The organism is Pedobacter sp. WC2423 (genome assembly GCF_040822065.1).
In the GTDB taxonomy this organism is placed as follows: domain Bacteria; phylum Bacteroidota; class Bacteroidia; order Sphingobacteriales; family Sphingobacteriaceae; genus Pedobacter.
Map to the genome: position 1 here is coordinate 1,174,068 of NZ_CP162005.1, position 18,156 is coordinate 1,192,223.

The 18,156-nt window shown below is 42.8% G+C and carries 1 protein-coding gene (cut by a window edge); it reads left to right on the plus strand.

Features of this window, described 5'->3' with window-relative positions; genetic code table 11:
• On the plus strand, positions 1–18,155 hold the final stretch of the coding sequence (locus tag AB3G38_RS04440) for a non-ribosomal peptide synthase/polyketide synthase (RefSeq protein ID WP_367867291.1). It extends 20,449 nt beyond the left edge of the window; only the last 18,155 of its 38,604 coding nucleotides appear in the window; its start codon lies beyond the left edge, outside the window; the stop codon is at positions 18,153–18,155.
• The last annotated feature ends 1 nt before the right edge of the window (position 18,156 follow it).

The window sequence follows — 18,156 nt, forward strand, 5'->3', positions numbered from 1 at the left end:
TAGGGGCTGTAGGTGAGCTGTATGTAGGCGGGGCAGGTTTGTCACGAGGTTACCTGAACCAGCCTGAACTGACCGGGGAACGCTTCCTGGAAACTTCTTATGGCAGGTTATATCAAACAGGGGATTTAGTGCGGTCGCTGGCTGATGGCAGCCTGGAATATATTGGCCGTAACGATTTCCAGGTAAAGATCCGTGGTTACCGGATTGAGCTGGGTGAGATTGAATCGCGGTTATCCGCTTATCCGGGTATCCGTCAATCGGTGGTGCTGGCTAAAGAAGGTGCACAGAAATACCTGGCAGCTTATTATGTATCGTCAGCTCCGCTGGATCATGAAAGTATCCTGCAGCACCTGGCTGCTCATTTACCTGAATATATGGTGCCGGCTGTTTTGGTACATCTTGCACAGTTGCCGCTGACGATCAATGGTAAGCTGGACAAGAAAGCTTTACCAGACCCCTCATTTACAGGCAGCAGGCAGTACCAGGCACCGGAGAATGAAACACAGGAAGAGCTGTGCCGGATTTACGCAGAAGTATTACAGCTTGAAGCAGAAAAGATCAGCATTGATGATGATTTCTTCAGGTTAGGGGGAGACAGTATTATTGCGATTCGTTTGGTCAGTAAGCTTAACACCAGGCTGCAGAGTCAAATCCGGGTGAAGGATATATTTATGCTTAAACACATCCGGGGAATCAGCCAGTTTCTTTTACAACAGGAGCAGGGGGATATAGCAGCGGTGTATGAGCCATTCAGTTTAACAGACCGGAAACTATTCAATCCGGATGAGGTGGCAGATAGCTATCCTGCAAGTTATTTACAGATAGGTATGCTGTTTGAATCTGAACAGGGCAGCGAAGGTACGTATCATAATATATCTGCCTACACGATCAATCATGCTTTCCATGAGGATAAGTTCATCGCAATATGGGAACAGCTTGTACAGAAGCATGAGTTGTTAAGAGCAAAATTTATAGTCTCAGACCATGGTTATGACTGTATTATTCAGCATAAAATTGAACTGGATATATCGGTAATTGACCATGGAAGTACAACAGCTATCATGGATAATGAGCATGCACATCCTTTTGATTTTACGAAAGCTGGACTTTTCAGGATTATTATTAATCAATATGAGGATACTTATGATCTTATTTTTTCTATTCATCATGCGATAGAAGATGGTTGGAGTATAGCCTCTCTTTCTCATGAATTTATCACGGCTTATACCACAGGTAACCCTGTAGCAGGCCATATTGATTTACATTATGGTGAGTTCATAGCTAAAGAACAAAGTATAATTAATGATCCGGCAACTGAAATATACTGGAAAGATTACCTGAAAGATTTTCAGACTACCGAGGTAAAATGGAAGCATGTGAACGCAGCAGGTCAGAAAAATGATACCTGTGCTGATGCTGTATTTGAATTAACGGAAGAGAAGAGCCGGGGTGTATTAGCACTTGCCCGATCTCTGGATATCAGCGCAGACAGTATATTTATTTATGTATACCTGCATACATTAGCCAGATTCCTGAATCAGGATGATATTACGATTGGTCTGGTCGTGAATAACCGGATGGAAAAAGAAGGTGGGGATGAGTTGTTTGGGCTGTTCTTAAATACGATTCCTTTCCGGTATAAAGTTAACGCAGAAAATGATCAGATCAGGGCTGTATTTGAGCAGAAACTGGCATTATATCCTTACAGAGGTTACCCTTATGGAATGATTAAATCGATATTGGGGCAGGATGCCTATCAGTTCGCCTTTAATTTCGTAAACTTTCATATCCTGAACGATCAGCAGGATGATGTACCCTCCAGTATTGGTTATGAGAAAACAAATATTCCATTTGTTTTAAACGTTTCCCAAATTGGACAGACTGCTTTTGAAGCAAGATTAACAGCACACGAAAATGTGGCTGATTCCGCATCTCTTGCACAATTTATGCGGTACTATGAGCGAAATCTGGAAACTGTGATTAATGGCCAGCCCGATTTTAATACCTTACCTGAAGCTGATTATAATCAAATTTGTCAATGGAATAATACTTCGCGCAGTTACCCGGATGATCAGACCATCAGGGAATTATTTGAGGCACAGGTAGCCCGCACGCCTGATAACGTTGCTGTGGTCTATGAAAACAGGCATCTTTCTTACCAAGAGCTGAATGAAAAAGCGGATTTGCTGGCAATATATCTTCAGGATGTTTACCAGATACAGCCTGATGATCTGGTGGTTCTTTGTCTTGAACGTTCAGCATATATGCTGATTGCTATCCTGGCCGTATTAAAATCCGGTGGTGCATATGTTCCTGTAGATCCGGAACTTCCACTGGAAAGAATCGGTTATATCCTTTCGGATACCAGGGCACGTATCGTATTGACCAATAAATCTTACCCTGCAGGACTTGAATTGTTAACCGTGGATTCAGGGATTTCAAAAGAGCACATAGATGACGATTCTTTATACAGACAGCTGGCTATTACTTATGCTGGTGAAAAACCTGTTCATTTAAGCAGGCCAGATGATCTGGCCTATGTAATTTATACAAGTGGTACAACCGGAATGCCTAAAGGTGTAATGATCGCGCAGCATTCCTACGTGAACCTGATTACCTATTACCGGGATACTTACTTTGATGCACAGGAGCAGATCAGTACTTTATCTGTGACCAGCTATGTTTTTGATATCTGGGGCCTGGAATACGGATTACCACTGATCAGTGGTGGTTGTATTGAGTTATCAGACAGTAAAGTGGACCTGATAGATGCGGCTAAATACAGCTTTATTCAAATGACCCCGGGATTATTGTCGGCTAAATACGAAGTATTTCTGTTTAACAATCCGCAGTTAAAGTTATTTATTGGCGGGGAAGCAATTCACCTGGAACTGCTGAATGAAATACTTTCCAAACATGATATCGCTTATTTGCTGAATGTATATGGCCCTACAGAAACAACGATATGGTCATTAAATCAGTTGAATACCCGGGAGAATTTCAGTACGGATATTGGTCATCCTATAGCGAATACAACAGCTTATGTACTGGACAATAAACATACACTGTTACCTATAGGGGCTATTGGTGAATTATATATTGGTGGTGCAGGAGTTGCCAGGGGATATTTAAATCTGCCGGAGTTAACGGAAGAACGCTTTATAACTAATCCTTTTCCGGCTTCAGCAGAAAAAAACAATAAACTTTATAAAACTGGTGATCTGGTTCGTTATTTACAGGATGGTTCTCTGGAATACCTGGGAAGAAATGATTTTCAGGTAAAAATAAGAGGACACCGGATAGAGTTAGAGGAGATCGTATCCCGGATGCTTGAATATCCGGCGATCAAACAGGCTGTTGTATTGGCAAAAACGCAGGTTTCTGATCAAAGTAAATACCTGGTGGCCTATTATGTATCGGATACAGCGCTTGATAGTGCCGGTTTATCTGCTGAACTCCATAACCAGTTACCTGAATACATGGTGCCGGCAATGTTTATTCATCTGACTGCTTTCCCGCTGACTGTCAATGGAAAACTGGATAGAAAAGCATTACCTGAAGCCGAATTCAAGACGCTCCGCTTATATCATGCGCCTGAAAATGACTTGCAGAAAAAACTAGGTATGTTGTATGGAGAAGTGCTGGGACTGGATAGTTCAAAGATTGGAATTGATGAGGACTTTTTCAGGTTAGGCGGGGACAGTATAAGGGCGATTAAGTTGGTGAGTAAAGTAAACAAACTATTGAATACCCGGTTGCCTGTAGTTACCATCCTTACCCATTCTACAATCCGCAAGCTGGCTGTACAATTGGCTGATGCGGAATCGACGGCAGTGAAAATCATAGCGCCGCTGGTTTCTGATGCAGCAGACCAGTTGTTATCATTTGCACAGGAACGTCTGTGGTTTATTGAATCTTATGAAGGTGGCAGTCATGCTTATAATATTCCTGTAGTATTTAAACTGAAGGAATCAACTCATCTTGAAAATTTACTGAAGAGTTTAATAGCTGTGGTCAACAGACATGAAGTACTACATAGTCTGATCAAAACAAATAGCAAAGGTAATGGCTATCAACTGGTCATGGATCAGAATCTTATGCCTTTGCAAATCACACGTCTCAAAGTGAGTACTGAGGAGGAACTGACAGCAGGAATTGTAAAATCAGTGAATCATATATTCCAGTTAGCTGATGAATATCCTATGCTGGTAAATGTGTATAATTATCAGGAAAATACTTTTGTAAGCATTGTGATTCATCATATTGCTTTTGATGGCTGGTCAACTGATCTGCTGATCCGGGAATTATTGCATAATTATTATAGTAAGGAGCCACTGCCTGCTTTAAATATACAGTATAAAGATTTTGCACTATGGCAGCGGAATTATTTAACTGGCGCAGTATTAGACAAACAGCTGAATTACTGGAAAAATAGGTTATCGGGTTATGAAACCCTGAATTTATCAACTGACTTTTTAAGACCTTCCAGGGTCAGCTATGCTGGGGCAGATTTATTTTTCAGTATCGATGAGTCTACAAGTGACGATTTAAAAACCGTTGCACGTGAACTGGAAGTCAGTATGTACAGCTTACTGCTTAGCGGTTATTATCTGCTGCTGGCTGGCTATAGTAATCAGCAGGATATTGTGATAGGTAGTCCTGTAGCCAACCGCCATCATGAAGAAATTCAGGAAGTGATCGGATTCTTTGTCAATACACTGGCTTTGAGGCAGGAGCTGAATCCGGAACAGCAACTGGTAAACTTTATCCGCCAGGTAGGAGATACCGGCCGGCAAGCACAGCTGCATCAGGATCTGCCTTTTGAGAAACTGGTAGGAGAACTGGCTGTATTACAGGATAGTTCAAGACATCCTGTGTTCCAGGTATTGTTTGGAATAGAACAGTTTGGCGAGGAACAGCAGAGTGCAGTAAACGAACTGCTGGATTTCTATAAAGGAGAGGAGGAAACGAGCTACAAAATTGCCCGGTTTGATCTCTCCGCATTGATGGATGATAGTGGAAAGGAAATCATCGGATTATTCAATTATGCGACCAGTTTGTTTAAACCAGCTACAATCAACGGATATATTACCACTTATAAAGAAATTTTGAAGCAGTTTGCCACCTTGATAAAGGTGCAAAATCGCGGGTTGAGAATTAAAGAGCTGCGTTATGTGGATGAAAAGCAATATCAGGAGCTTGTTTATGATAGCAATGCTGGTCATCGGGAATATCCGGAGACCTTATCGGTTCAATCTTTATTTGAAGCTCAGGCGGCACTTTTACCAGCTCATGCGGCGGTAGTGTATGCAGGACAAACACTCACTTACCGGGAATTAAATGAAAAGGCTAATCAGCTGGCCGCTTATCTGAAAAAGACTTATGAGATTCAGCCTGATGAGCTGATTGCCATTGGCATGGATCGTTCTGACTATATGCTGATCGCTATTCTTGCGGTGCTGAAATCTGGTGGTGCTTACGTACCGGTTGATCCTGGCTATCCTGATGAACGAATCAGTTATATGCTGTCTGATACCGGTACTAAAGTGGTATTGAGTAACGATCAGCATTCAGAAAGGTTAGCCTCACTGGGCGTGGTAGCTGTACTGAATCTGGATGATGCGCTATTGCAATTGACTCTGGAGATCACTTATTCAAAAGCAAACCCTGAGCAGGTAAATAAAATGAATCACCTTGCCTATGTGATTTACACCAGTGGGACGACAGGAAAACCTAAAGGGGTAATGGTAGAACACCGGAATGTGGTGAATTATCTATTTAACCTGGCTGAGGTGATTGCTGAAGACATTAAAAAAGTTGATTTTTCCAGTAATCTTGCTTTTGATTTATCGGTCACGACTACATTATTTCCGCTTTGCTTTGGTAAAACAGTCTATGTATTTGGACGTGATATTATAAATGTGGTTGATTATGAGCGGCATCTGCTGGACAACAGGATAGAATTAGTGAAATCTACGCCAGGTTATTTATCACTGCTGAATTCTCCTGATTTGCCGGTCAGACTGGCCATTGTTGGGGGAGAGAAACTCTTAAGTAATCATATCAGCAGTATCTTAAAATATGCTTCGCAAATTATTGATGAATACGGGCCTACTGAAACTACGGTGGGTGCTTCTTATTTTACAATTGATGAAACAGTAAAGGATTTTTCTATCGGAAAGGCTTATGCGAATTATAATTTGTATGTGCTGGATAATGAGCTGCGTCCTGTTCCTGCAGGTGCGGCCGGAGAGCTTTATATAGGTGGTGCTGGTGTAGCAAGAGGTTACCTGCATTTGCCGGAATTAACTTCGGAAAGGTTTATCGATGATCATTTCACTGAAACGGGCAGCTTGTATAGAACAGGCGATCTGGTTCGTTATCTGGCAGATGGTAATCTTGAATATATGGGAAGGAACGATTCCCAGGTAAAGATACAAGGGTACCGTATTGAACCGGGGGAGATAGAAGCGAAGCTTTCTGCATATCCGGGTATTAAACAAGCAGTTGTATTGGCTAAAGAAGTAAATTCTGGTTTAAAGAATCTGATAGGTTATTATGTAGCAGAGACTGCGTTGGATGAACAGCAGTTATTTTCATGGCTGCATAATCAGTTGCCAGTGTATATGGTACCAGCTTTATTGATTCATCTTATTGATTTGCCGTTAACGGCTAATGGTAAGCTGAATAGAAATGCTTTACCCGACCCTGTTACCGATACGTATCATGCACCAGAAAATGAACTGCAAGTACAACTGTGTTCACTTTATGCGGAGGTATTAGCATTAAAAGAGAATCAAATTAGCATTGATGATGATTTCTTCCGCTTAGGGGGAAATAGTATTCTGGCGATTAAGCTGGTCAGTAAGTTGAATAAATTACTGCTTACGGAGATTAGTGTGGCCACTTTGTTCGGCCATACCAGCATAAGAAGGCTGGCAGCACAATTAATGAACGGTACTCATGAGGAGCTCAGGATTGTTGCTCCTGTTATTGATCAACTGGAAGATCAGGCATTGTCTTTCGCACAGGAGCGTTTATGGTTCATTGAGACTTACGAGGGGGGTAGCAATGCGTATAACATTCCATTGCTGTTTAAACTGCATCATACCACAGCTACGGAGAAAATAATTGCCGGACTTGAAGCGGTAGTACAGCGGCATGAAGTGTTGCGTACCCTGATCAAAACCAGTAGTGAAGGCCGTGGATATCAACTGGTCATGAAAGATGCTTTGCCGGTAGAAAGAATCGTTGTTGAAACTGAAGAGGTTTTGGAGCAAATGATGAGTGAGGCGGTAAACCATGTATTCCAGCTGGACAGGGAGTACCCGGTAAAGGTAAAAGTTTACCAGTTGCATGAAACAGCTTATGTGAGCATTGTATTACACCATATTGCTTTTGATGGCTGGTCGACTGATCTGCTGATCCGCGAATTAATTAATTATTATACGGATAAGGAGTCACTGCCTGCTCTGGCTATCCAATATAAAGATTTTGCGTTATGGCAGAGAAGTTATCTGACAGGCGCAGTATTGGAAAAACAGCTGGCTTATTGGAAAATGAGGTTATCGGGTTATGAAACGTTGAACCTGCCCTTAGACCGGCCAAGACCAGCGCAATTGAGCTATGTGGGGGCAAATCTTAATTTTAAAATAGATGCAATGACCAGTAATGCTTTAAGAGCTAAAGCGAAAGAGCTGGAAGTTAGTTTATACAGTTTATTATTGAGTGGCTATTACCTGTTATTGGGTAGCTATAGTAATCAGCAGGATATTGTATTGGGTACTCCGATTGCAAACCGGCACCATAGTCAGATCGAAGAAGTGATCGGGTTCTTTGTCAATACACTGGTATTGCGCGAAGTGATACATCCTGAGCAAACAGTTGCTGCGTTTATTAAACAGGTAGGTGAAGCAGTGAAAGAGGCACAAAGCTACCAGGATCTGCCTTTTGAAAAGCTGGTCAGTGAACTGGAAATTCCGCAGGATAGTTCCCGTCATCCTGTATTCCAGGTGCTGTTCGGAATGGAACAGTTTGGCGGAGAACAAAACACGGCAATTAACGAATTGCTGGAAATTTATGAGGGAAATATCGGTACACAAGTAGCCAAATTTGACCTGACAACAATGTTGGATGATAGTCATATGGAGATAGCGGGTACATTCAATTATGCGACCAGTTTATTTGATCAGGCTACCATTGAGGGGTATATCGATACTTACCAGCGGATTTTAAAACAACTTGCCCAGCAGAGTGAAGTTGCGATCAAAGAACTCCATTATGCCGATGAAATGAAGTTCGCAGCCTTAAGCTATCCTTCAGCTGATACGATTCAATCGCTGTTTGAGGCACAGGTGATTCAAACACCGGATCGCATCGCTACCGTGTTTGCAGGGCATAGCCTCACTTACCAGGAACTGAATGCACAGGCCAATCAACTGGCAGCTTACCTGATTGACCGTTATCAGATCCAGCCTGACGATCTGATCGGGCTTTGCCTGGAACGCTCTTCGTTTATGGTCGTAGCTATTTTAGGTGTGCTGAAAGCAGGTGCTGCTTATGTACCGGTTGATCCGGGTTATCCTTCGGAAAGGGTCAATTATATTTTAGCAGATATCAAGGCCAAAGTTGTAATTACGGAGGCTTTAATGGCAGAGATTGCAGCTTATGGAACAGCCAATCCTGTTACTGCTACGGGCTCTGGCCATCTGGCTTACGTAATTTACACCAGTGGTACGACCGGTCAGCCCAAAGGGGTGATGCAGGAACATGGGAATGTGGTCCGTTTGCTGAAGGCCACCGATGACTGGTATAGTTTCAATGAACAGGATGTCTGGACGTTATTCCATTCTTATGTCTTTGACTTCAGTGTCTGGGAGTTGTGGGGCGCTTTATTGTATGGCGGCAAACTGGTTATTCCTACCCATGAACAGACCCGTGACCTGGAGCAGTTCTACGGTTTATGTGCCCTGGAAGGGGTAACGGTCTTAAACCAGACCCCGAATGCTTTCTACCAGTTCAGTGCGATTGCCATTGAAAAGGCAGAACTGCTGGACAGTTTACGCTACGTGATCTTTGGCGGGGAAGCACTTAATTTAACACAGCTGAAACCCTGGTACAGCCGTTACAGTGCGCAGAGTCCTCAGCTGGTCAACATGTACGGCATCACTGAAACTACGGTCCATGTAACCTATAAACTGATTAGTCCTTCGGCACTGGATAGCGGCTCTCTGATTGGGGTAACAATCCCTGATCAGCAGGCTTATGTATTCAACAATTACCTGAAGCCGGTTCCGTTAGGGGCTGTAGGTGAGCTGTATGTAGGCGGGGCAGGTTTGTCACGCGGTTACCTGAACCAGCCTGAACTGACCAGGGAACGCTTCCTGGAAACTTCTTATGGCAGGTTATATCAAACAGGGGATTTAGTGCGGTCGCTGGCTGATGGCAGCCTGGAATATATTGGCCGTAACGATTTCCAGGTAAAGATCCGTGGTTACCGGATTGAGCTGGGTGAGATTGAGTCGCGGTTATCTTCTTATCCGGGTATCCGTCAATCGGTGGTCCTGGCTAAAGAAGGGGCACAGAAATACCTTGCAGCTTATTATGTATCGTCAGCTCCGCTGGATCATGAAAGTATCCTGCAGCATCTGGCAGCTCATTTACCTGAATATATGGTGCCGGCTGTTTTGGTACATCTTGCACAGTTGCCGCTGACGATCAATGGTAAGCTGGACAAGAAAGCTTTGCCAGACCCCTCATTTACAGGCAGCAGGCAGTACCAGGCACCGGAGAATGAAACACAGGAAGAGCTGTGCCGGATTTACGCAGAAGTATTACAGCTTGAAGCAGAAAAGATCAGCATTGATGATGATTTTTTCAGGTTAGGGGGAGACAGTATTATTGCGATTCGTTTGGTGAGTAAGCTTAACACCAGGCTGCAGAGTCAAATCCGGGTGAAGGATATATTTATGCTTAAACACATCCGGGGAATCAGCCAGTTTCTTTTACAACAGGAGCAGGGGGATATAGCAGCAGTGTATCAGCCCTTCAGTTTAACAGACCGAAAGCTATTCAATCCGGATGAGGTGGCAGATAGCTATCCTGCAAGTTATTTGCAGATAGGTATGCTGTTTGAATCTGAACAGGGCAGAGAAGGTACTTACCATGATGTTTTCAGGTATAGAATAGCTCATGTATTTGATTATGATAAGCTGGTACGAATTTTCCAGCAACTTATACAGAAACATGAATTGTTAAGGGCCAGATTTGTCTTGTCTGACCATGGTTATGATTGTATCATTCAGCATACTGCCGAGCTGGATATTAAAGTAATTGAGTATCAGGATCCAGAAGTACTTATAGAGGAAGAGCGTCAGCATGATTTTGATTTTGCAAAAGCAGGACTGTTCAGGGTCATTATCAATAAGCTGGATAATCAATACGATTTTATCTTCTCTTTCCATCATGCGATTACAGATGGCTGGAGTATCGCATCATTGGTTAATGAATTTATAAATGCTTATACAAGGGATGAACCCATCAGTAACCGGATAGATTTGCACTATGGAGAGTTTGTGGCGAGGGAACAAAATGTAATTAATGATGTTGAGGCACAAACATTCTGGAAGAATTATCTTGCTGATGTAAACCTGACTACCGCATCGTGGAAGTATGATCCGGCTCCTTCGGCTAATGGACTTTATTCTGCTATACTGCAACTGGAAAAAGAGCAGAGTAAATCTCTGCTTGCAATGGCGCAGTCATTAAATGTAAGTGCAGACACGTTATTTATTTATGTTTATCTGCATACCCTTTCCATGTTCTTAAATCAGGATGATATTACGATTGGCCTTGTGGTGAACAACCGGCTGGAAAAAGAAGGTGGTGACCAGTTATTCGGTCTGTTCCTGAATACAATTCCTTTCCGTTACCAGGTTCGCAAAGATGATGAGATCACAGGTATATTCCAGCAGAAACTTGAATTATACAATTACAAGGGGTATCCATATGGTAAAATTAAATCCTTGTTCGGACAGGAGCTCTATCAGTTTGCTTTTAATTTTGTGCACTTCCACATCTTTGAAGAAAGTGTAGATAGTATAGAAGAAGGCTCTGGTTATGAGAGATCTAACATCCCGTTTGTCCTGAATGTTTCTCAGCAAGGAGATACAGGGTTTCACGTTTCAATGACCGCGCATGACCAGATGGCGGATCAGTCTTATCTGGATTATTTTATGCGTTATTATACGCAAAACCTATACAATCTTCTGGAAAATAAGCCTGTATTGAATAGTTTGCTTGATGAAGACTATAACCAGATCATTAGCCAGTGGAATGCAACTGCACACCAATATCCTGATCATCAAACCATTCAGGAAATGTTTGAAGCACGGGTACTCACGGCGCCTGATCAGGTGGCAGTAGTATGTGAGGGAGAGGAATTGACATATGAGGAATTAAATGAACGTGCAAATCAGCTGGCAGCATACCTGCTGGAAAATTATACTGTTCAACCGGATGATCTGATTGCACTTTGCCTGGAACGTTCTGTTTTTATGCTGGTCGCCATGTTGGGTGTATTAAAATCTGGTGCAGCTTATGTACCGGTTGATCCTGGATATCCGGCAGATAGAATTAATTACATCCTGGCTGATACGCATGCAAAAGTTGTTATTACGGACCAGACTGCAAAAGAAATAGTGAATTATCCGGTTACAAATCCGGTAACAACTGCAAAAGCAGAAAACCTGGCTTACGTTATTTATACCAGCGGAACTACAGGACAGCCAAAAGGAGTAATGATCGAACATCGCGGAGTATTAAATCTGGTAACGATGCAGGGACTCGAATTAGGATTATCAGCCGGCAATAAAAAATGTTTATGGTATGCTAATTATGTGTTTGATGCGCATGTATGGGAAGTTTATGCCACCCTGATTTATGGGAATACGCTTTACATTGCGGCCGGTCAGACCAGAACTGATCTGGAATTGTTATATGATTTCATTCAGGCCAATAAGATTCATATGGCAACTATTCCTCCTGCTTTATTGAATAAGGAATATATTCTTCCGCTGGAAATATTAATCGTAGCGGGAGATGTGACGGATCCAAGGTTAATGGAACTGTATCATGATCAGGGCATTCATCTGGTTAATGCTTATGGCCCTACAGAAACGACAGTCTGTGCAACGTTACATCATTATATCAAAGGAAGCGGCAGCAGAAATATAGGTCGTCCGGGGATCAATATGACTACTTATGTACTGAATAACAGTCTTCTTCCTGTTCCTGCCGGAACTACAGGAGAGTTGTATGTTGGTGGAGCTGGTGTTGCAAGGGGCTATCTTAATCTGGATGGACTAACCAGAGAAAAGTTTGTGAACACGAGTTATGGAAGACTTTATAAGACTGGTGATCTGGTACGTTACTTGCCAGACGGCAGCCTTGAATATGCCGGACGTAATGACTTCCAGGTAAAAATCAGGGGATACCGTATTGAAACAGGTGAAGTTGAATCTGCACTGTCTTCTTATCCTGGTGTTCAGCAATCGCTGGTACTGGCTAAGGACAAAGGCACCAGTAAGTACCTGGTTGGATATTACGTGTCAGAAACAATACTTGACCAACAAGCTTTACTGACTTATATAGCCGGATTATTACCGGATTATATGGTGCCGGCCATATTGGTACCTATTGATAAAATTCCGTTAACCATCAATGGAAAGCCTGATAGAAAAGCATTGCCTGATCCTGAATTTACAGGCAATGAAAACTACCAGGCACCGCAGAATGAAATTGAGGAAAAATTATGCGCCATTTATGCTGAGGTGCTGAATACCGAGGTTTCAAAAGTGGGTATTCATGATGACTTCTTTAAACTGGGGGGTGATAGTATTGTAAGTATCCAGCTTGTTAGCAGGTTAAGACAAAGGCTGAATATTCATATTAATGTAAAAGACATCTTTACGCATAAAACGATAGCTGCACTTAACCGTCATGTGATTGCCGGTGCAAATCGTGCAACAATTGTAGCGGAACAAGGTATTTTAACCGGAGAAGTAGCCTTATTACCTATTCAGCAATGGTTTTTCCATCATATTGACAAAGGATTATTTCCAGTATACAATCATTGGAATCAGTCGTTTATGCTGGATGTACCGCTATTGGATCAGGTATTACTGAAACAGAGTATAGTAGAATTGCTAAAGCACCATGATGCTTTCAGGTTAAGTTACCGTAAGGATTATACGCAATTTTACAGCTCTGAATTACCAGAATTTCAGCTTAATTATGCAGATGTCAGTACCTATACATCAATTGGATTAGAGGAATTGCTCACCAGCTGGCAGTCTGATTTTGAGATTTTTGGTGGTAAGACTTTCCAGATGGGCTATCTGGACGGCTATGCTGATGGAAGGGCAAAAATCTATTTTGCTTTTCATCACCTGATTATAGATGCTGTGAGCTGGCGGATAATCAGCGACGATCTTCAAATGATTTATGAGCGCTTATCAAAACAGCTGACAACTGCTGTTCCGGGAATAAAAGGAAGTAGTTACCGCCAATGGGTAAATGCAGTTACTGCTTATGCTCAGGAAGGTGAAAAGGATTACTGGGAGCAGGTTATTGCAGGAGTAAGTGCGAACAATGCGATTCTCCGTAAAAAATATGTTGATGGCCTGAACCAGGCCAGTATCACATTGGATAGTACGCTTACCGCATTATTATTGCGTAAAAGCAGCGCTGTTTATCAAACGCAGATCAATGACTTATTACTGACTGCTTTAGGAATGGCTTTAGCTAAGCTGACGGGCAGTCACAAGAACTATATCCTGCTGGAAGGACATGGAAGAACATCTTTATCAACTGAACTGGATATTACCGGAACAGCGGGCTGGTTCACTACCATGTACCCGGTAATGCTGGAAACTGTTGCCGGTTCACTGGAGACCAATATCGTATCTGTTAAAGAAATGCTTAGAAAAATACCTGGAGACGGTATTGGCTATGGTGCACTGATCGGGTATACGACGCATGAGCTGCCCTATATCAGCTTCAATTATCTGGGTCAGTTTGATCAGATGGAAAGTGAACCCGGAGCACTCTGGACTATTTCCGGAGACAGCAGTGGTTTAACAGCTGCTCCTGAAAACAGAACTGAAGGAATGATGAGTATCAATGGCGGTATTACAGCTGGTCAGTTGCAGTTTGCTATTACAGGAAGTCTTCCTGAAGAAACATTAACAGCGCTGGCCACAGTTTACCAGCAGAAACTGGAAGAGCTGATTGTTTATTTAAGCCAGTCGGACCGGACTTATCTTACACCATTTGATGTCAATTATATCGTATCAAAAGATTATCTGGATCATTTGCAGAGAAAACGTGAGATAGCGGGTGTTTATCTGACCAGCAGTTTGCAGGAAGGATTTATTTACCATGCTTTGAATCAGGGAGATATAGATGATGCTTACCGTGTGCAGCAAATCTGGGATTATCATAATCATTTAGAGCCGGAAAAACTGCAATTGGCATGGAAGTATGCCCAGCAAAAATATGCTGCTTTAAGGTTAAGGTTTAGCTGGGAACAGGAGCTGGTGCAGGTTATAGATAAAGAAGGGGTATTGGATTGGCGTTACCAGAAGCTGGATGATGAGCAGCAACTGGAACGAATTCTCGCCGAAGACAGGGCATCGGTTTATGATCTGCGGGCAGGAAACCTGTTCAGAGTTTACCTGCTGAAACACAGCGAAAATCATTATACCTGCATTTTTAGCAGTCATCATGCTATTCTGGATGGCTGGAGTTCTCCTGTATTGATGGAAACAGTTCATACGATTTATCTGCAATTGCTCAAGGGAGAAAAGTTCCATGTGGAGGCTGATAAGAGCTATGTAGCTGCGCAGCAATATTTACAGCTGCATCAAAAAGATAACGCGGCTTACTGGGAAAACTACATTGGTTCGCTGGAAGATCAGGAAGATCTCAGCAGCCTGATGAAGCCTTCTCAAAGGCAGCTGGTATTATCAGATTACAGGCATATCAAACAATCAGCAGAGGAACAGCTTATTTTGAAAGATAAGCAGTACATCCAATTGAAGCAATTCTGTCTGGATCAAGGTTTTACGATCAATGCTGTATTACAGTATTGCTGGCATAAACAATTAAGTGTTTATGGGTTTAGTGATACAACAGTTGTGGGTATGACTGTTTCTGGTCGTAATCTTCCAATTGATCATATTGAACAAGCCGTTGGCTTATTTATAAATACACTTCCGGTAATTATGGAACATACTGAAGGTGCTGTTCTGGTTGAAATCAGGAAATTACAGGAACAGATTAATGAGGTCAATAACCGCAGTGATATTAATCTGTCTAACCTACAGAAAAATGGTACTCGTTTGTTTAACAGTCTGTTTGTGTATGAAAACTATCCTGTTGCTGAAACACCTGATGAAGATGAAACATTAGTACTGGAATTCAGGCATGCTGTAGAAAAAATGGATTACCCGTTGGGTATTATTGCTTATGAAGCTGGAAATGAGGTTGTATTAAGGCTGCAATATGCAGGTGAACTCTTTGAGCATGCAATGATTCAACAGGTGCTGGAAGGTATTTCATCTTTGCTTCTTCAAATAACTACTGAACCGGGATTAAAAACAACTGATCTTCGTTATGCAGATGAAATGAAGTTTACAGCCTTAAGCTATCCTTCAGCTGATACGATTCAATCGCTGTTTGAGGCACAGGTGATTCAAACACCGGATCGCGTCGCTACCGTGTTTGCAGGGATTAGCCTCACTTACCAGGAACTGAATGCACAGGCCAATCAACTGGCAGCTTACCTGATTGACCGTTATCAGATCCAGCCTGACGATCTGATCGGACTTTGCCTGGAACGCTCTTCGTTTATGGTCGTCGCTATTTTAGGCGTGCTGAAAGCAGGTGCTGCTTATGTACCGGTTGATCCGGGTTATCCTTCGGAAAGGGTCAATTATATTTTAGCAGATATCAAGGCCAAAGTTGTAATTACGGAGGCTTTAATGGCAGAGATTGCAGCTTATGGGGTTTCGAATCCTGTCACTGCTACGGGTTCTGGTCATCTGGCTTACGTGATTTACACCAGTGGTACGACCGGTCAGCCCAAAGGGGTGATGCAGGAACATGGGAATGTGGTCCGGTTGCTGAAGGCCACCGATGACTGGTATGGTTTCAATGAACAGGATGTATGGACATTATTCCATTCTTATGTCTTTGATTTCAGTGTCTGGGAGTTGTGGGGCGCTTTATTGTATGGCGGCAAACTGGTTATTCCTACCCATGAACAGACCCGTGACCTGGAACAGTTCTACGGTTTATGTGCCCTGGAAGGGGTAACGGTCTTAAACCAGACCCCGAATGCTTTCTACCAGTTCAGTGCGATTGCCATTGAAAAGGCAGAACTGCTGGGTAGCTTACGCTATGTGATCTTTGGCGGGGAAGCGCTTAATTTATCCCAGCTGAAACCCTGGTACAGCCGTTACAGTGCGCAGAGTCCTCAGCTGGTCAACATGTACGGCATCACTGAAACTACGGTCCATGTAACCTATAAACTGATTAGTCCTTCGGCACTGGATAGCGGCTCTCTGATTGGGGTAACAATCCCTGATCAGCAGGCTTATGTATTCAACAATTACCTGAAGCCGGTTCCGTTAGGGGCTGTAGGTGAGCTGTATGTAGGCGGGGCAGGTTTGTCACGCGGTTACCTGAACCAGCCTGAACTGACCAGGGAACGCTTCCTGGAAACTTCTTATGGCAGGTTATATCAAACAGGGGATTTAGTGCGTTCGCTTGCTGATGGCAGCCTGGAATATATTGGCCGTAACGATTTCCAGGTAAAGATCCGTGGTTACCGGATTGAGCTGGGTGAGATTCAATCGAGGTTATCCGCTTATCCGGGTATCCGTCAATCGGTGGTCCTGGCTAAAGAAGGGGCACAGAAATACCTGGCAGCTTATTATGTATCGTCAGCTCCGCTGGATCATGAAAGTATCCTGCAGCATCTGGCAGCTCATTTACCTGAATATATGGTGCCGGCTGTTTTGGTATATATTGCACAGTTACCGCTGACGATCAATGGTAAGCTGGACAAAAAAGCTTTGCCAGACCCCTCATTTACAGGCAGCAGGCAGTACCAGGCACCGGAGAATGAAACACAGGAAGAGCTATGCCGGATTTACGCAGAAGTATTACAGCTTGAGGCAGAAAAGATCAGCATTGATGATGATTTTTTCAGTTTAGGGGGAAATAGTATTTCTGCTGTCCGGCTGATGCAAAGAGTCAATAAAGCTTTCCGATCCGGAATAAAGATCTCAGATATATTTATGGCAAGATCAGTTAGTTTGCTAGCTGTAATGCTGGAAAACACGAATAAGATCATTGTTAAATTAAACAGCACCACAGATAAACCTAATCTATTCATGATCCATCCCGGAGGTGGGGGCAGTGAGGTATATACTTCACTGGCCGAAAAGCTAAGCGTTACGCATAGTTGTTATGGTGTAGATTCTTATAACCTGTATAATGCAGTCAAAATAAGTGATCTTTCGGAACTGGCTGATCATTATCTGGACTATATTGAGGGAGTACAAAGGCTAACTGGACAAACATCTTATGCTTTGCTTGGCTGGTCTTTAGGCGGACAAATTGCGCTTGAAACTGCAGCGTTGCTGGAAGCGAAAGGTATACGGGATATCACTGTTTACCTGCTGGACACAGCGCTCAGTGATGGTGACGAAAAACTAATGGCTTACAGAACACCTCCCACAGCAGCCGATGTACAGCGCGCAGTGGATGGCCTGGAAATAGAAGCTACGGCTGAACAGGTCAGGGCTTTCCTGCTGGCAGAATATGCATTAAGAGATCAGCTGATTTCCCGCAAGCTGGAAACTACAAACGTTGTGCTATTTAAAGCGACTCTGGCAGATCAGACCATACCAGCTGACAAATTTGAAGTACAGGACTATTTACTAGCGCTGCCTTTTAATAATGTGGATCAGGTATTAACAAATATGGATCAGCTGAAAGTAATCAGCATAAATACTGTACATCATGCTAATATCCTGGAAGATGAAGCCGCAATAGTTACTGGAATTGTTGAAAATAATAAAGATTAAT